Source organism: Solirubrobacter soli DSM 22325 (genome assembly GCF_000423665.1).
In the GTDB taxonomy this organism is placed as follows: Bacteria; Actinomycetota; Thermoleophilia; order Solirubrobacterales; family Solirubrobacteraceae; genus Solirubrobacter; species Solirubrobacter soli.
Genome location: NZ_KE384070.1, coordinates 293361 through 309105 on the forward strand (window position 1 = coordinate 293361; position 15745 = coordinate 309105).

At 71.4% G+C, this 15745-nt stretch carries 14 protein-coding genes; 8 read left to right on the forward strand and 6 right to left on the reverse strand.

The window, feature by feature from the left end; all coding sequences use genetic code 11:
• The first annotated feature begins 4 nt into the window (after window positions 1-4).
• On the forward strand, window positions 5-2752 hold the full coding sequence (locus tag G569_RS0134270; protein WP_028066765.1) for a cation-translocating P-type ATPase: 2748 nt from the start codon (window positions 5-7) through the stop codon (window positions 2750-2752).
• Here G569_RS0134270 and G569_RS0134275 read toward each other — a convergent pair.
• The gene (locus tag G569_RS0134275; protein ID WP_157592514.1) at window positions 2676-2975 is read right to left on the reverse strand and encodes a hypothetical protein; all 300 of its coding nucleotides are present in this window, start codon (window positions 2973-2975) and stop codon (window positions 2676-2678) included. The genes G569_RS0134270 and G569_RS0134275 overlap by 77 nt on opposite strands.
• 108 nt (window positions 2976-3083) lie before the next feature.
• Here G569_RS0134275 and G569_RS0134280 point away from each other — a divergent pair, with 108 nt between their 5' ends.
• Window positions 3084-3365, forward strand: a complete 282-nt coding sequence (locus G569_RS0134280; RefSeq protein WP_028066767.1) for a carboxymuconolactone decarboxylase family protein — start codon at window positions 3084-3086, stop codon at window positions 3363-3365.
• 88 nt (window positions 3366-3453) lie between these two features.
• On the opposite strand, the gene G569_RS0134285 is transcribed toward G569_RS0134280, so the two are convergent.
• Genes G569_RS0134285 through G569_RS0134295 form a run of 3 tightly spaced genes read right to left on the reverse strand, consistent with a single transcriptional unit; the run spans window position 3454 to window position 5753 of the window.
• Entirely contained in the window at window positions 3454-3948 is a 495-nt protein-coding gene (locus G569_RS0134285) for a DUF1269 domain-containing protein (protein WP_028066768.1), read from the reverse strand.
• 12 nt (window positions 3949-3960) lie between these two features.
• Window positions 3961-4353 carry a DUF7144 family membrane protein gene (locus tag G569_RS53925; RefSeq protein ID WP_064750509.1) on the reverse strand — a complete coding sequence of 131 codons (393 nt, stop codon included), beginning with the start codon at window positions 4351-4353 and terminating at the stop codon, window positions 3961-3963.
• Window positions 4354-4379: 26 nt separating this feature from the next.
• On the reverse strand, window positions 4380-5753 hold the full coding sequence (locus G569_RS0134295) for an SHOCT domain-containing protein (protein WP_028066769.1): 1374 nt from the start codon (window positions 5751-5753) through the stop codon (window positions 4380-4382).
• A gap of 280 nt (window positions 5754-6033) precedes the next feature.
• Here G569_RS0134295 and G569_RS0134300 point away from each other — a divergent pair, with 280 nt between their 5' ends.
• Both G569_RS0134300 and G569_RS0134305 read left to right on the forward strand, forming a co-directional pair.
• Window positions 6034-7788, forward strand: a complete 1755-nt coding sequence (locus G569_RS0134300; RefSeq protein ID WP_028066770.1) for a sensor histidine kinase — start codon at window positions 6034-6036, stop codon at window positions 7786-7788.
• An 86-nt stretch (window positions 7789-7874) separates the two neighbouring features.
• Window positions 7875-10496 carry an HAD-IC family P-type ATPase gene (locus tag G569_RS0134305; RefSeq protein ID WP_037501163.1) on the forward strand — a complete coding sequence of 874 codons (2622 nt, stop codon included), beginning with the start codon at window positions 7875-7877 and terminating at the stop codon, window positions 10494-10496.
• A 46-nt stretch (window positions 10497-10542) separates the two neighbouring features.
• Here G569_RS0134305 and G569_RS0134310 read toward each other — a convergent pair whose 3' ends face one another.
• Entirely contained in the window at window positions 10543-11037 is a 495-nt protein-coding gene (locus G569_RS0134310; RefSeq protein WP_028066772.1) for a DUF1269 domain-containing protein, read from the reverse strand.
• Window positions 11038-11145: 108 nt separating this feature from the next.
• Between G569_RS0134310 and G569_RS53930 the strand changes: the two genes are divergently transcribed.
• The 4 genes from G569_RS53930 (at window position 11146) to G569_RS0134330 (ending at window position 15008) form a co-directional block, all read left to right on the forward strand.
• Entirely contained in the window at window positions 11146-13188 is a 2043-nt protein-coding gene (locus G569_RS53930) for a phage holin family protein (protein ID WP_053227402.1), read from the forward strand.
• 9 nt (window positions 13189-13197) lie between these two features.
• Complete coding sequence (locus tag G569_RS53935) at window positions 13198-14151, forward strand: YihY/virulence factor BrkB family protein (RefSeq protein WP_084286017.1); 954 nt, start codon at window positions 13198-13200, stop codon at window positions 14149-14151.
• Window positions 14152-14235: 84 nt separating this feature from the next.
• Window positions 14236-14685: a DUF6325 family protein gene (locus G569_RS0134325; RefSeq protein ID WP_028066773.1), complete on the forward strand. Its 450-nt coding sequence runs from the start codon at window positions 14236-14238 to the stop codon at window positions 14683-14685.
• A gap of 23 nt (window positions 14686-14708) precedes the next feature.
• The gene (locus tag G569_RS0134330) at window positions 14709-15008 is read left to right on the forward strand and encodes an SHOCT domain-containing protein (RefSeq protein ID WP_028066774.1); all 300 of its coding nucleotides are present in this window, start codon (window positions 14709-14711) and stop codon (window positions 15006-15008) included.
• 49 nt (window positions 15009-15057) lie between these two features.
• On the opposite strand, the gene G569_RS0134335 is transcribed toward G569_RS0134330, so the two are convergent.
• Entirely contained in the window at window positions 15058-15654 is a 597-nt protein-coding gene (locus G569_RS0134335; protein ID WP_084286019.1) for an HdeD family acid-resistance protein, read from the reverse strand.
• Window positions 15655-15745 lie beyond the last annotated feature (91 nt).

Consider the following 15745-nt stretch of genomic DNA (forward strand, 5'->3'; position numbering starts at 1 on the left):
CCCTATGGCGACCACGACCGCACCCGCACAGACCGCCGAGGCGGTCCCCACCTGGCACTCGCTCACACGCGACGACGCCGTGCACGAGCTGCACGTCGAGCCAGAACACGGGCTGACGAGCGAGGAGGCCGCCGAGCGGCTCACGCGCTACGGGCCCAACAAGTTCGCCGAGGCCAAGGCCGAGCCGCGCTGGCACGCGTTCCTGCGCCAGTACCGCGACCCGATGCAGATCGTGCTGCTGGTCGCGGGCGTGGTCTCGATCTACCCGGTCAAGCAGCCCGGGACCGGGATCATGATCCTGGCGCTGACGCTGCTCAACGCGGTGCTCGGGCTCAGCCAGGAGGGCAAGGCGGCCGCGGCCGTCGCCGCGCTGGCGAAGATGATGATCATCAAGGCGCGCGTGCGCCGTGACGGCAAGCTCGCGCAGCTGCCGGCCGAGCAGCTCGTGCCGGGGGACGTGGTCGAGATCGAGGCGGGCGACGTGATCCCCGCGGACGGGCGGCTGCTGGCCGCGGCGACGCTCGAGATCGCCGAGTCGGCGCTGACAGGTGAGAGCGTGCCGGTCGGCAAGGGCGTCGAGCTCGTCGAGGCGCCCGACGCGCCGCTCGGCGACCGCACCGACATGGTCTACATGAACACCAACGTGACGCGCGGCTCCGGCCGGTTCGTGGTCACCGCCACGGGCATGCAGACCGAGGTCGGCCACATCTCGGGCATGCTGCAGCACCAGGACGAGTCGAAGTCCCCGCTGACCGTGCAGCTCGAGAAGCTGACCAAGCAGCTGGTGACCATCGCCGGCCTCGCGCTCGTCGCGTCGGTCGCTTTGAACATGCTGCGCGGGCAGAGCTTCACCGAGGTCTTCACCGTCGCGGTGGCGTTCTCGATCGCCGCGATCCCGACCGGCCTGCCCGCCGTGGTAACGACGATCCTCTCGCGCGGCACCCGCCTGCTCGCCGACGCCAACGCGATCGTCAAGCGCCTGCGCTCGACCGAGACGCTCGGCGCGACGTCGGCGATCTGCTCGGACAAGACCGGCACGCTGACGCTCAACCAGATGACCGCGGTCGAGCTGACGATCCCGGGCCGCCGCTACAAGGTCTCGGGCAGCGGCTACTCGACCGAGGGCAAGATCAAGCACGTCGCCGGCGATCCCGAGATCCCGCTGGAGCCGTTCATGCTCCCGCTCGCGCTGGCCTGCGACGCCGTCCTCACCGACGCGGGCGAGATGATCGGCGACCCGACCGAAGGCGCGCTGGTCGTCCTGGCCGAGAAGGGCGGCCTGGACCTCGACACGACCCGCGAGCGGTACCCGCGCGTCGCCGAGCTGCCGTTCGACACCGCCTACAAGCTGATGGCGACGTTCCATCGCATGACCGACGACGCGGGCGCCGACGTAGTGCGCTGCTTCGTCAAGGGCGCGCCGGATCAGCTCCTGGCCCGCTCGAGCTCGCACCTGGACCCGGCGATGGCGGTCGCGCCCGCCGACGACTCGTTCAAGGAGCGCTACCTCGGCGAGAACGAGCGGCTGGCGAAGCAGGGCCTGCGCGTGATGGCGACGGCCCGCAAGGACTTCGACCCCGCCGCGTTCGACCCCAAGAGCGATCTGCTCACGTTGATGAACGACCTGACGCTGCTCGCGCTGGTGGGGATCGTGGACCCGCCGCGGCCCGCGGCCAAGGCGGCGATCGAGACCGCGCACTCGGCCGGCATCCAGGTCCGGATGATCACCGGCGACCACGCGATCACCGCGGAGGCGATCGCGCGCACCCTCGGCATCCCCGGGCGCGCGATCACCGGCGCCCAGTTCGCCGAGCTCGACGACGCGCAGGCGGACGAGCAGATCGACGAGATCGGCGTGATCGCCCGCGTGACCCCCGAGCAGAAGGTCCGGCTCGTGGACATCCTCAAGCGCAAGGGCCACGTCGTCGGCATGACCGGCGACGGCGTCAACGACGCTCCCGCGCTCAAGCGCGCCGACATCGGCATCGCGATGGGCATCACCGGCACCGAGGTCTCCAAGGAGGCCGCGGCGATGATCCTCACCGACGACAACTTCGCCACGATCGTGAAGGCCATCAAGCTCGGCCGCGGCCTCTACGACAACCTCGTCAAGTACATCCGCTTCCAGATGGGCGCGCTGGCCGGGATGATCCTGACGTTCCTCGGCGCGAGCATCCTCAACATCGCGTCCGGCATCCCGTTCCTGCCGATGCAGACGCTGTGGGTGAACTTCACCACGCAGGTCTTCCAGGCGATCGGCCTCGGCTACGGGGAGCCGGCCGAGGGGTTGATGGAACGCAAGCCGCGCAAGCCCGAAGCCCCGATCCTGCGGCGGGCGGACACGCACTGGTTCGTCATCGCGGGCATCGTCATGGCGGGCGCCACGCTGGGCGTCGCCGCGGGCGCCGAGCACTCCGACGGCGCGGACCTGGCGCGCACGATGGCGCTGACGACGTTCTCGATCGGCAACCTGCTGTTCTCGTTCACCGCGCGTGACGAGCTGCGCTCCGTCTTCAGCCTCGACACGTTCAACGACCGCACGTTCATCGTCGCGTCGCTGCTGTCGGCGGTGGCGATCATCTTCGCCACCGAGCTGAACTTCTTCCAGCGCATCCTCGACACCGTCGAGATGACCGGCGATCAGTGGCTGATCTGCATCGGGGCGGCGCTGACGATCATCGTGGCGTCGGAGCTGTGGAAGCTGCGTCTGCGTCGGCAAGCACATCATCACGCCGCTCCAGAGAGCGCGTGATCAGCTGATCGATGGCTCGTTCGACCTCCGGCGCGGCGAGGAGGTCGTCGAGCAGGCCCTCGAGGCGCGAGCGCAGCCGCGCCTTGACGGCCGCGCCTTCGAACGACAGGTAGCCGACGCCGGGCAGATGCTCGGCGGCACGCAACGGGATGCGGGCGGTCTCGACGACGGCGTTGCCGACCGCGAACGTGGCGTTCAGCAACTTGGGCGAAGTCCCTTTCACGCGCGCACTCTCTCCCAGCGCGCGCGGGCGCGCGTCATCCCCATCGGGTGATGACCCTCTCGGTGGCGCCGAGCAGAGTCAGGGCATCCACCCCCAAGGAGGCAAACGATGACCAACGTGCTGGAGCTGCTCGCCGACATGACCGAGCGCGCGATCGACCAGTCGTCGCTGGACGACCGGACGAACCAGCTCGTGCGGCTCGCGGCACTGGTCGCCGTGAACGCGCCGCCCGCGTCCTACGCGCTCAACCTCGGCGTCGCGGCCGATCTCGGGATCGGCGACGAGGACGTCAAGAGCGTTCTCGCCGTCATCGCTCCCATCGTCGGCACGGCGCGCATCGCCTCCGCGACGGGCAACATCCTCGAAGCGCTCGGCGTCGAGCTCGGCTGAGAACGACAAACGCCGCCCGCCCACCGGGCGGGCGGCTTTCGGCCTGTAGAGAACGACCGGGGGGCTGCCGCCCCCCGGAGCCCCCCGCTTAAGCGCTGACCGTCTCGCCGAGCGCGGAGCGCAGCCGCTCCTCCTGCTCGGTGTCGAGCGAGCTCTGGATGACCTCGCCGCCGTACTTGCCGATGCGCTCCAGGACCTTCTCCGGCGCGCCGGAGCGGCCGAGGAACACGAGCGCGGCGCCGCCGGCCGGCAGCTTCGCGCCGAGCTGCTTCATGAAGTCGTCGTTGACGCCGGTGTCGGACACCTTGCCGGCGACCGCGCCGCTCGCCGCGCCGATCGCCATGCCGAACAGCGGGGCGAGGAACAGCAGGCCGATCAGGCCGCCCCATGCCGCGCCGCCGAGGGCGCCCGCGCCGGTCAGGCTCATCGCCTGGCGCAGCTTGATCTTCCCGTCGGCCTGGTGCTCGATGACGACCGCGTCCTCGAGCGTGACCAGGTGCTCCTTGGCCATCGCCACCAACTCACCGCGGACGTTCTCCGCGGTGGTCGCGTCCGGATACGCGATCGCTACCAGTGTGCTCATTGTTCGTCTCCCTTATGCGAACTCGTCGTAATGAACGGTCAGAGCCCAGATGATCAGGCCGTCGACGACGATCGCCGCAACCGCCCATCCGGGATAGGTCCCGAGCCACAACAGCTGCGAGAACATGTTGATGCCGGCGATCGCGACGCCCACGATCGCGCTGAGGAAACTGCGCGTGAGGATGAAGACGCCGGTGAGGACCTGTACGGACCCGACGATCAACCACCACACGCCCCACGCCGTCAGATCGCCGAACAGCAGCTGCGCCTTGATGAAGTAGTCGTCGTTGGCGAGCGCGACGATGCCGTCGATCAGGTTGAAGACGCCGACCGTGATGAACAACACGCCGGCGAAAGAGACCCATCCGCTGCGGTGTACAGAAGCGGGCGGGGAGGACGTGACCATGCAACTCCCTTCGGATTGAACGCGGATCAGTTCGTGGCCACGGGGCCGGAGTCGGTCGGGGCTACGCCGTTGGCGAGGATCCGCGCCTTCTCGGCGCTCAACTCCTCGTCGCTGAGCAGCCCGGCCTCACGCAGGCGCGCGAGCCGCTCGAGCTGCTCCATCCGGGTGTCCTCATCGTCCCGCGAGAAGCGCGCGGCGCGGCGGACCTCGACGGCGTCGGACGCGGAGCGGGCACCCGAGACCGCCCGGTCGCGGATCGCCACGCCGCTGGCCTTGGTCGAAGCGGTGAAGCGGTCCCAGCGCTCGCGGTGGCGAGCGGCGGCGGCCTCGCGCGTCGACTCGGGGAACTCGCGGATCATCTGGCGGCGGAGCATCTCGACGCCGAAGGCCATCAGGCCGGCGAGGACCAGGACGGCCGGCGCGTTGCGCCACGCGGGCGTCGGCGCCCACCAGACGATGATGGCGACCACGACGACCAGGGCGGGGTAGACGATCAACGGCTCGCGCCAATACGGAGCGATCGTCCGGCGGACGGCGACGGCGGCGCGGTTCGGCCCGGCGAACCAGGCGCCCACGAACATGACGATGCCGTAGACGATGCACGCGGTCGCGACGCTGACGAGCAGGCTGGTGGCGATCGTGTAGAGCTTCTGGAGCGCCGGCTCGGCGGCCGCGGTCTGCGCCAGCGAGGACACGAACTCGTTGCCGCCCACCGAGCGGGCGAACAGGGCGCCGAGGCCCGCGACGATGAACCCGATGCCATACAGCCGCAGCGCGTTCCGGCGCCAGCCGGGTGCCACCAGGAGCGCGATCCCGAAGCACGCGAGCGAGCCCAGGACGAGGATCCACGGCAGCGGCTTGAGCCACTTCAGCACGGTCTGGGCCGTCGAGAGCTCGTCCGAGCGGAACAGGGTGATGTTCGTCGCGCTGGCCGGCAGCACCTTGCGCAGCCGCCCGCCGACGCCGACTTGGTTCTGCAGTTCGCCCAGCAGCTGCTTGACATTGAGCACGACCACGCCGTTCTGGGTCGACACGGTCGAACCGCCGCCCTCGAGCACCGCCAGCAGCTGCTCGTGCGCGCTGCGGTTGGCGTCGGCCCACAGCTGCTGCACGCGAGGACGCTCAAGCGCCTTCAGCGCCTGCTTGTTGACCTGCGTGCGCAGCGCGTTCGCGGCGGGCGCCGCGAGGATCTGCGCCCGCGGTGGCAGCGCTTCGCGCAGGGTGGCCTCGACGTCCACGCTCTGGAAGAGCTCTTCGGTCAGCCGGTCGGCGATCCTCGCACGGATCACGGGTTGCTCGAGCAGCTCCGAGCTCGTCTTCGTCCAGTTGTCGGTGTTGAGGACCTGACGGTTCGTCCAGATCGAGAGCACGGCCAGGAAGGCGAGCACGGACCCGAGCACGACGAGTCCGATCGCAACGGCACGTCTCCACCCACGTTGTCCAACCTGCGGCGCGGCCATGATCAAAGAACCTCATGGGCGCGGAGGGGCCGCAATGGCGAGTGCCGGTGTTCGGAGGTGGTGCGCGCACCCCGTGCACCCAGGTGGTGATGCGGACACCACCGGGAAACAGAGGTCGGCCTCATTGCCTGGTCGCGCCGCGCTTCGAAGGATCGACGGGGGCGGCATGTCGACCGTGACCTTGACGCACTCCTCTCGAGCCGGGCCGCTCACCATTCCGGTGGCCGCCGCGGCAGCGGCGTTGGCCGCCTCCGCGCTGATCCTCGCGGTCATCGTCAGCACCGGCACGGATCAGCCCCGTAGCGCGCTGGTGCACATCCTCGTGGTCGTCGTGCCGATCGCGGTGGGGCTCAACGCGATGCAGCGCCCGCAGTCGGCCCGGTTCGGCCGGCTGCTGATCGCCGCCGGCCTCGTGTGGTCGGTGTCACTGCTCTCGATGAGCTCGTCGAGCACCGCCTACAGCGTCGGCCGTGTCGCCGCGTGGCTGATCCACCCGGTGCTGCTGTACGTCATGCTCGCGTTCCCGGAGGGCCACATCGCCAAGCACTCGGATCGGGTGCTGTTCGTGGTCGCGCTGACGCTGATCGCGTCGATGTACCTGATCTCCGCGCTGTTCGTCGAGGCCTATCCGGTCGACACGCCGTGGGCGAGCTGCGACGCCGACTGCCCGGCGAACGCGTTCCTGGTGCTCGACCACGAGCCGGCGGTCATGCAGGACGTCGTCCAGCCGCTGCGGGAGCTGTTCGCGGTCGCGGTGATGGCGGCCGTCGCGCTCTCGCTGCTGCGCCGCGTCCGCGGCGCGAGCCACGCCTGGGGCCACCAGGTCGTGCCGGTGATGATCGCCTGCGTCGGCTCGTGCATCACGCTGATCGCGTTCCTGATCGTCCGCCGGTTCTGGCCGGACTCGCCCGCCGTCGAGGCGATCGGGACCGCGTGGGCGCTGTGGATCCCCGGCATCGCGGTGGCGTTCTTCATCGGCCAGATGCGGCGGCGGCTCGAGGTCGCCACGATCCTCGAGCGCCTCAGCATCGCGCTGCGCACGACGCCCGACGTGGGCGGTCTGCGCGACGCGCTTGCCGAGGCCGTGCACGATCCGGACGTCGAGGTCCTCCTCCCGACCGACGAGCCCGGGACCTGGCGCGACACGCGCGGCCGTTCGACGTCGGTCGCGGAGGCGATCGCCACGGGCAAGCAGGTGACCGCGATCGGTGACGACTCCGGCCCGACGGCGATGCTCGTCCACGACCTCGAGCTCGGTGAGGACGAGGAGCTGCTCGAGGCGGTCTGCTCGCTGTCGCTGTCGGCGTTGCGCCACCAGCGGCTGCGGTCCTGGCTCGTGATGTCACTCGGCGAGCTCGAGGAGTCGCGCAAGCGCATCGTCCGCGCGGCCGACCTCGAGCGCTCGCGGATCGAGCGCAACCTGCACGACGGTGCGCAGCAGCGCTTGATCATGCTGCGGATCAAGCTCTCGCTCGCGGTCGAGCTGCTGGAGACCGACCCGGAGGCGGGACGCGCCGCGGTCGCCGATCTGGGCGAGCACATCGACGTCGCGATGGAGGAGCTGCGCGCGATCGCCCACGGCGTGTACCCCGCGATGCTCACCGACCGTGGGCTGGTCGACGCGCTGACGAGCGTCGCCGTCGAGGCGAGCAAGCCGGTGCACCTGCGCACGTTCGGCGTCACGCGCCAGGCGGCGGAGATCGAGACCGCCGTGTACTTCACCTGCATGGAGGCGCTGCAGAACTCGATCAAGCACGCCGGGAGCGCCTCCGGCGTGTGGTTGACGCTGCGCCAAGGGAAGGAGCTGCGCTTCGAGGTCCGCGACGACGGCCCCGGGTTCATCCCGCTCGAATCCGACGCCAACGGCGGTCTGCGCAACATGCGCGACCGGGTCGAGGCGATCGGCGGGCGCCTGGAGATCGACACCTCGCCGGGGCACGGGACGCGCGTGATCGGGAGGATTCCCCTGCGGTAGGTGTGCGCACCACCCTGGATGGCGTGCGAGCGCCATTGCCGCCGCGAACCGGGGCGGCGAGCGTTCCGCACTGCGGCATGGCACTCATGCATTCCCGATCGGCGGAGCCCAACAGAGCGCTCGACGAGCGGCCGTGGCACACGGTCCCGGCGCTCGAGGCGGCGCGCGAGCTGCACGTCGATCCTGCCCTGGGCCTCTCGTCGGAAGCGGCCGCTCGACGGCTCACCGAGGTGCGGCCGAACCGGCTCGAGAGCGCGACGCCCGAGCCCGGACGCGTGGCGTTCCTGCGGCAGTTCGGTGAGCCCCTGAACGTCGCGCTCGTGCTCGCCGCCGTCGCCGCGCTCGCGCTCGGCGCGCCCGCCACGGCGCTCGTCGTCGCGACGCTCGCGCTGGTCAATGCGATCTGCCTGCTGTGGCGCGAAGGGCCGCCGGACGAGGCGGTCGACGCGTTGCGCCGGGCCGCGCCGCGGGAGGCGCGGGTGATCCGCGGCGGGGTCCTGCTGACCCTCGACGCCCAGGCCCTGGTCCCGGGCGACGTCGTGGCGTTGCGGGCCGGCGACGTCGTCCCCGCCGACGGGCGGCTGCTGGAGAGCGACGCGCTGCAGGTCGACGAGTCCGCGTTGACCGGGCAGGTCTTCCTCGCGCCCAAGGGGATCGACCTGATCACGGACGCGGACGCGGCGATCGGCGAGCGCACCGACATGGTCCACCTCGGCACGCGGGTGGTGCGAGGGACCGCGCGCTTCGTCGTCACCGCCACCGGGATGGCGAGCGAGCTGGGCGGCGTGTCGCGGCTGCTTTCGGCGATCACCCCCGCGCCTGCGGTCCGCGTCGCCCGTCTGGCCGGCCTGCCGCGCCGCCTCTTCGCCCTCGCGGTGGGCGCCGCGGTGCTCGCCCTCGTGCTGGGCGCGGCCTACGGGCGCGACTGGACCGTCTCCGGCGAGACCGCGCTCGCGGCGGCGCTGGCCGCGCTTCCGGTCAGCCTGCCGATCGTGCTCGTCGCGGTGCTCACGCACGCCCGGCGGGCGCTGGCCGCCGACGGCGTGGTCGTCACGCGCCCGATGGTCGCCGAGACGCTCGGCTCGATCACGACGCTCGCGATCGACCCGACCGGCACGCTCACGACCGGCCAGGTGAGCGCGGCCGAGATCCGCGTCGCGTCACACCGCTACACCGTGTCCGGCGGCGCGATCAAGCGCGTCGGCGGACGCTTGGACGTGTCGCTGGAGCCGCTGCTGATGGCGCTCGCGCTCGTCTCCGACGACGATCGCCTGGCCCGCGGCGATCCGATCGGCACGGCGTGCGCGGGGCTGGCGGACGCGGGTGGCATCGACGTCGCCGCGACCCGCGCCGCGCATCCGCGGGTCGCGCGGGTGCCGTTCGACGCGTCGTACAAGCTCGCCGCGACATTCCACCCGGCCGTCGGCGCTGACGGCGCCGAGGTCGTGCGCTGCTACGCGCTCGGCTCGCCGAGCGCGATCCTGGCCCGGACCACGTTCCTGCTCGAGCCCGGCGAGGCGCCGCACCGCGCCGACGAGGCCGCCCGGCGGGCCGTGCTCGAGCTGCAGGGCGAGTTCGAGCGCGACGGCCGGCGTGCGATCGCGGCGGCGTGGCGCGACCTGCGGCCCGGCGAGTTCGACCCGGCGGCGTCGCTCGTCCCGCTCGTCGACCGGCTGACGCTGATCGGTGTCATCGGCCTAGGCGATCCGCCGCGCGCGGACAGCGCCGACGCGGTCGCGGCCGCGCGCCGCGCGGGGCTGTCGGTGCACCTGGTGACGGGCGACGAGCCCGGCGCCGCGGCGGCCGTGGCGCGCGAGGCAGGGATCGACGGCCAGGCGGTCTCGGGACCGGAGCTCGACGCGATGGCCGAGGACGCGTTCGCGGACGTCGGTGTGCTCGCCGGCGCGACCGCGCGACAGCGGCTCCGGTTCGTCCAAGGCCTCAGGCATCGCGGCCACGTGGTCGCGGTGCTCGCCGACGGCGTCGGGGACGCGCCGGCGCTCGCTGCCGCCGATGTCGGGCTCGCGCCCGTGCCGCGGGCGGCCGAGGCCGCGCAGGCGGCGGCGGCGGCGACGCTGCGCGGCGCCGGTGTGGCCACGGTGGCCGCGGCGGTCCAGACCGGGCGCCGGCAGCTGGCGCGGCTCTCCCAGGCGATCCGCTTCGAGCTCGCGGCGGGCGGCGCGCTGGCCGGCGTCGTGCTCGCCGCGGCGGCGCTGGACCTCGCGGGCGGCATCGGGCTGACGCTCCGGCAGGTGGTCTACGTGACCTTGACGGTGCACGTCCTGCAGGCGGCCGCGCTGGGGCGTGCCGCGGCGGCCGGGGAGCGTGATCGCTCCCTGCCGTTGACGCTCGCGGGGGTGCAGGCCGCGGTGACGGTCGCGTGCATCGCGCTCGCGGACGCCGCGTGGGACGCGCACACGGCGCGCACGATGGGGCTCGCGACGTTCGCCACGGCGAGCGTGCTGTTGTCGGTCGCGTTGTGGGACGAGCGCCGCCCGCCGCTGCGTGTGGAGGCGCTCGATCGCACGCTGCTGCTCGCGGTCGCACTCTCGGCGGTGGCGATCGTGGCGGGCGTGCAGACCAACCTCATGCACCGCATCCTCGGCACCGTCGACCTCGATCTCGATCACTGGTTGATCAGCATCGGCGCGGCGGCGCTGGTGCTCGTGGCCTCCGAGGCCTTCTCGCGCCGGCCCCGGACAGACTGAAGGGGCCCGCGGCGTGGCCGCGAGCCCCTTCGAAGTGCACCGTGTCTCAGGCCGGGGCGGTCTCGCCGAGCGCTGCGCGCAGGCGCTCCTCGTCCTCGGAGTCGAGCGACGTCTGGATGACCTCGCCGCCGTACTTGCTCACGCGCTCGAGGACCTTGTCGGGAGCGTCCGCGCGCCCGAGCACGATCAACGCGGCGCCGCCGGGCGGCATCTTCGCGCCGAGGTTCTTCATCAGGTCGTCGTTGACGCCCACGTCGGTCATCTTGCCGGCGACGGCGCCGGTCGCCGCGCCGATGGCCATGCCGAAGAGCGGGACGAAGAACAACAGGCCGATCAGGCCGCCCCACAGCGCGCCGCCCGCGGCACCCACGCCCGCGGTGCTCTGCGCCTGATGCAGCTTGATCTTGCCGTCCGGCTGGTGCTCGACGACGACGGCGTCCTCGAGGGTGAGCAGATGCTCTTTCGTGGCCTGGATCAGTTCCGTGCGGACCTGCTCAGCGGTCGCTGCATCCTCATAAGCAATCGCGATCAGCGTGCTCATTCTGCCTCCTTGGGGTCGACTGCCCGAGGAGTCTCGGAGCGGGTCCCCGGCCGGGCATCATCCGATGCGGGTGATGATCGGCCCTGGCTGCGGCGGTTGAGTTCGGCCATGGAGCGCGACATCGACCAGGTGACCTACGGTCAGCGGCCGCGGTGGGAGCCGGAGGCTCCGCGGTTCCGGCCGACGCGGGTGCTGCTTGCGTGGGGTGTCAGCGCGCTCAGCGTGCTCATCGGCGCCGGACTGGTGCCAGGCGTCGAGCTGCACTTCCCCGGCGGCGCCCTCCTGACCGCGGCCGCGATCGGCATCCTCAACGCGATCCTGCCGCCGGTGCTCGCGGCGCTGCGGCTCCCGCTCACGCTCGTGCTCGGGTTCCTGCTCGTGCTCGTGGCCGACGCGCTCCTGTTGATGGCGGCGTCGAAGATCGTGCCCGACAGCATCGTGGTCAATTCCTTCGGCGACGCGCTGCTGGCCACGCTCGTGATCGCCGCGGCGTCGATCGTGCTCCAGGTCGTCCTCGGCACCAACGACGACTCCGAGTACCAGATGCGGGTCACGCGCCGGATCGCGCGACGCCAGGGACCCGTGACGCACACGGACGCGCCCGGGATCGTCTTCCTCGAGATCGACGGGCTCGCGATGCCGATCCTGCGGCGCGCGATGCAGAGCGGCAGCGCCCCCGCGATGGCGCGCTGGATGGCCGAGGACGGCTACCGGCTCGACGAGTGGGAGACCGATCTCTCCTCGCAGACGGGCGCCAGCCAGGCCGGCATCCTGCTCGGTTCCAACGAGGGCATCCCGGCGTTCCGGTGGGTGGAGAAGGAGCGCGGCGTGCTGATGTCGTGCTCGTCGCCCCCCGACTGCGCGGAGATCGAGAAGCGGCTGTCGACCGGCGCCGGCCTGTTGAGCGGCGGCGGCGCGAGCCGCGGCAACCTGCTGTCGGGCGATGCCGAGGCGGTGATCCTCACGGTCAGCCGCATGGACGAGGAGAAGCGGGCGAACCCCGGCTACCGGGCGTTCCTGGCCAACGGCTTCAACGTCACGCGCGCGCTGGTCCTGTTCATCTGGGAGATGGCGCTCGAGGTGCTCGCCGCGCGGCGCGCCGTACGCCGCGACGTGCGCCCGCGCGGGCACCGCGGCGGCATCTATCCGCTGCTGCGCGGGTTCATGTGCGTCGTCGTGCGCGACCTCGTCGTCTACGGCGTGCTGACGGACATGATGCGCGGGCGACCGGTGATCTACGCGACGTTCGCGTCCTACGACGAGGTGGCGCATCACTCAGGGCTGGAGCGGGCGGACACGCTCGAGGCGCTGCGCAAGCTCGACCAGCAGTTCGACCGGATCTTCCGCTCGCGCCGGTTCGCGGCTCGCCCGTACGAGATCGTCGTGTTGTCCGACCACGGGCAGACGCAGGGCGCGACGTTCAAGCAGCGCAACGGCTACGGGCTGGACGAGCTCGTCGCCAAGTCGCTGGAGTCGGGCAAGATGCTCGCGCTCGCCGAGGGCGACGAGCAGCAGGCGATGGCGTCGCGCGCCGTCGTCGAGGCGACAGGTCGCGGCAAGGAGAAGCGGCCGGCCAACGACGTCAGCGACCGCGACGTGGTCGTGCTCGGCTCGGGCAACCTCGGGCTCGTCTACCTGATGGAGTCCTCGTCGCGGATGTCGATGGAGGAGATCGACGAGCGTCATCCGGAGCTGCTGCCGGCGCTGCGCTCGCACCCCCACGTCGGTTGGGTACTGGTGCGCTCGTCCGCCCATGGCGCGATGGTGCTCGGCGCGCGCGGGTCGCACCGGCTGGCCGACGGCGTGGTCGAGGGCGAGGACCCGCTGGCGAACTTCTCCCCGACCGCGGCACGCCACCTGCTGCGGACCGACGGCTTCACCCACTGCGCGGACATGATGGTCGGCAGCTTCTACGACCCCGAGACCGACGAGGGCTGCGCGTTCGAGGAGCTGATCTCCTTCCACGGCGGGCTCGGCGGGCCGCAGACGCGACCGTTCGTGTTGCACCCGCCGGCGCTGCAGATGCCTTCCGAGCGCGTCCTCGGCGCCGGCTCGCTGCATCAGGTGCTGATGGGCTGGCGCGGCGAGCTGTCGGGCACGCCGCTGCTGGGCGCCGCGTCGGAGCCGCCGCCCGCCGTGCCCGCGGCCTGAGAGGCTGCCGTGCCTGGGGCGCTCGCCGCCGTTGACGGATGGCAGCGCCGCCACGCCGGTCTGGGATTCGTGGTGGCCGTCGTGCGCAAGTTCGCCGACGACGGCGCCTCGCGGCTGGCGGCGCTGATCGCCTACTACGCGTTCTTCTCGCTGTTCCCGCTGCTCCTGGCGTTCGTCTCGGTGCTCGGCTTCGTGCTCGAGGACAACGCGACGCTGCGCGAAGACGTCCTGGAGTCCACGTTGGCGCGCGTCCCCGTGATCGGTGCGCAACTCGGGGACGCGGTGACGCCGCTGACCGGCAGCACCCCGGCGTTGATCATCGGTCTCGCCGGCGCTCTGTGGGCGGGCCTGGGCGTGATGCTGGCGATCTCCCGCGCCTTCCAGGCCGTCTGGGACGTCCCCCGCATGGCCCAGCGCGGGTTCGTGGGCCTGCGGCTGCGGGGACTCGCGCTGCTGGCGCTGCTGGCCGTGCTGCTGATCGCCTCCGTCGCGATCGGCGGCCTCGCCGTCGACGGCCTCGATGCGCCGCGGGTCCAGCGCGCCGCGGCGGGCGTCGTGTCCGTGGGCGGCACCTCCCTCATCCTCCTCGCGGTCTTCCGCCTGCTCGGCCCGGACCACGTCCCGCTGCGCGACCAGCTGCCCGGCGTCATCCTCGCGACCGTCGGCTCGGTGGCCCTGCAATCCGTCGGCGCCTGGTACGTGAACTACGTGATCGCCGGCGCCACCGCCACCTACGGCACGTTCGCCATCGTCATCGGCCTCATGTCCTGGTTCTGGGTCGGCGCCCACGTCCTCCTCTTCTCCGCCGAGGTCAACGTCGTGCGCCGCGAACGCCTCTGGCCCCGCTCACTGACCGGCAGCCTCGAGCCCGCCGACCGCCGCGTCCTGGAAGCCACCGCCCGCATCGCCCAGAGCGACCCGCGCGCCGAGATCACGGTGCGCTTCCGCGAGGACGAGCCGTGAACCGGCATGGTCACCCGGATCGGATGATGCATGGCACCTGCGCTCGCCGGATTCTCGAACTCCCCGTAGAGAAGGAGGAATCCCATGGCAGAGGACCCGCTAGAGGAGATGGGCCCGGTCGACTATGTGGTCATCGAATGGCCTGGTAGGCAGCCGAAAGGCGACGTCGCGCCGATGATCCTCGAACTCCACGACCGAGGGATCATCCGGATCCTGGACGTGGCGTTGATGGTGAAGGGCGATGACGGGTCGGTGGCCGCGATCGACCTGGGCGAGCTCGACGACGACGGCGCCGGCTTCGCGGAGTTCCAGGGCGCGTCGACGGGGCTGATCGGGCAGGAGGACCTCGTGGAGGCGGCGGCCGCGCTCGAGCCCGGCACGTCGGCGGCGGTGCTCATGTGGGAGAACCGCTGGGCCGCGCCCGTGGCCGTGGCGATCCGTAAGTCGGGCGGCCAGCTCGTCGCCAGCGGGCGGATCGAGATCCAGGCGATCCTCGCGGCGCTCGACGCGCTCGAAGAAGCCTCGACCGTGTAGCCGACTGAGGAGAAACGAGAGAGATGCCAGGACTACTACGCGGGGTTGCCCGCACCGCTGTCGTCGCCGGCACCGCCACCGCGGTGAGCAACCGCGTGTCGCGCCGGCAGGTCAACCGCTGGGGCGCGAAGGGTGAGCTGCCGGGGCAGCAGCAGTACGCCCAGCCGGACCCGTACCAGCAGGCGCCGCCGCAGCAGTACGCGCCGCCACCGGAGCCGCCGGAGGACCCGGTGCAACAGCTCCGCGAGCTGGCCAAGCTGCGCGACGACGGCATCCTCACCGAGGAGGAGTTCGCCGCCGAGAAGCGCAAGATCCTCGGCTAGGAGGCGACACGAGAACGGCGCCGCCGCGGCGGCGCCGTTCACGTGATGGTCAGATCTCGCGCATCTTGCGGATCTGGAACGCGCGCACGATGTCGGTGACACCGTGCATCAGGGCCCAGACGCCGGCGAACACGAGCAGGATGTAGGCCTTCTCGATGAAGAACTGACCGGCTGTCCAGAAGGCCATGATCAGCATCAGGATGCCGCTGATCAGGGTCAGCCACCACAGCGGGTTGACGCTCTGCGAGACGAACGCCTCGATCGTCCACCAGACGCCCACGAGCAGGAACAGGAAGCCGAGGATGTCGGCGAAGCCGGCGAACGCCTTCTCCGGCCGGACGAACGCGATCACGCCCGCGATCAGCATCAGGACGCCGAAGGTGATCCACAGCCACCGCAGGTGATCGGTGAACGAGGCGAGCACGAGCTGCTGGATGCCCGCGAAGACGAACATGCAGCCGATGATCACGCCGACGGTCGTGACCGATGCCTTGTCGAACTGCAGGATCACCAGGGAGGCGACGATCCACGCGATGCCCGTGACCAACCACAGCCACCACATGCGCGGCGCCTCCATCTCCATGACCCGCGACGCGCCGGTCCCGAGCGCCGAGCTTCCCATGCCCGGGTCGACCGCACTGCTCATCTGTGCCTCCTTTGAATTTGTGCTGGAAACGACCACTATCGTCGCGCCGTGCGAGCGTCGCCGCACGGGGGCGCGCCAGCGGCTGGACGTG

What these genes read in the sequence shown, in the direction of transcription:
- G569_RS0134285 (WP_028066768.1), bottom strand. Translation starts at nt 3,948, where the DNA reads ATGAGCACACTGGTAGCGATCGCGTATCCGGACGCGACCACCGCGGAG.
- G569_RS0134305 (WP_037501163.1), top strand. Translation starts at nt 7,875, where the DNA reads ATGCATTCCCGATCGGCGGAGCCCAACAGAGCGCTCGACGAGCGGCCG.
- G569_RS0134330 (WP_028066774.1), top strand. Translation starts at nt 14,709, where the DNA reads ATGCCAGGACTACTACGCGGGGTTGCCCGCACCGCTGTCGTCGCCGGC.
- G569_RS53930 (WP_053227402.1), top strand. Translation starts at nt 11,146, where the DNA reads ATGGAGCGCGACATCGACCAGGTGACCTACGGTCAGCGGCCGCGGTGG.
- G569_RS0134335 (WP_084286019.1), bottom strand. Translation starts at nt 15,654, where the DNA reads ATGAGCAGTGCGGTCGACCCGGGCATGGGAAGCTCGGCGCTCGGGACC.
- G569_RS0134280 (WP_028066767.1), top strand. Translation starts at nt 3,084, where the DNA reads ATGACCAACGTGCTGGAGCTGCTCGCCGACATGACCGAGCGCGCGATC.
- G569_RS0134325 (WP_028066773.1), top strand. Translation starts at nt 14,236, where the DNA reads ATGGCAGAGGACCCGCTAGAGGAGATGGGCCCGGTCGACTATGTGGTC.
- G569_RS0134310 (WP_028066772.1), bottom strand. Translation starts at nt 11,037, where the DNA reads ATGAGCACGCTGATCGCGATTGCTTATGAGGATGCAGCGACCGCTGAG.
- G569_RS53925 (WP_064750509.1), bottom strand. Translation starts at nt 4,353, where the DNA reads ATGGTCACGTCCTCCCCGCCCGCTTCTGTACACCGCAGCGGATGGGTC.
- G569_RS0134270 (WP_028066765.1), top strand. Translation starts at nt 5, where the DNA reads ATGGCGACCACGACCGCACCCGCACAGACCGCCGAGGCGGTCCCCACC.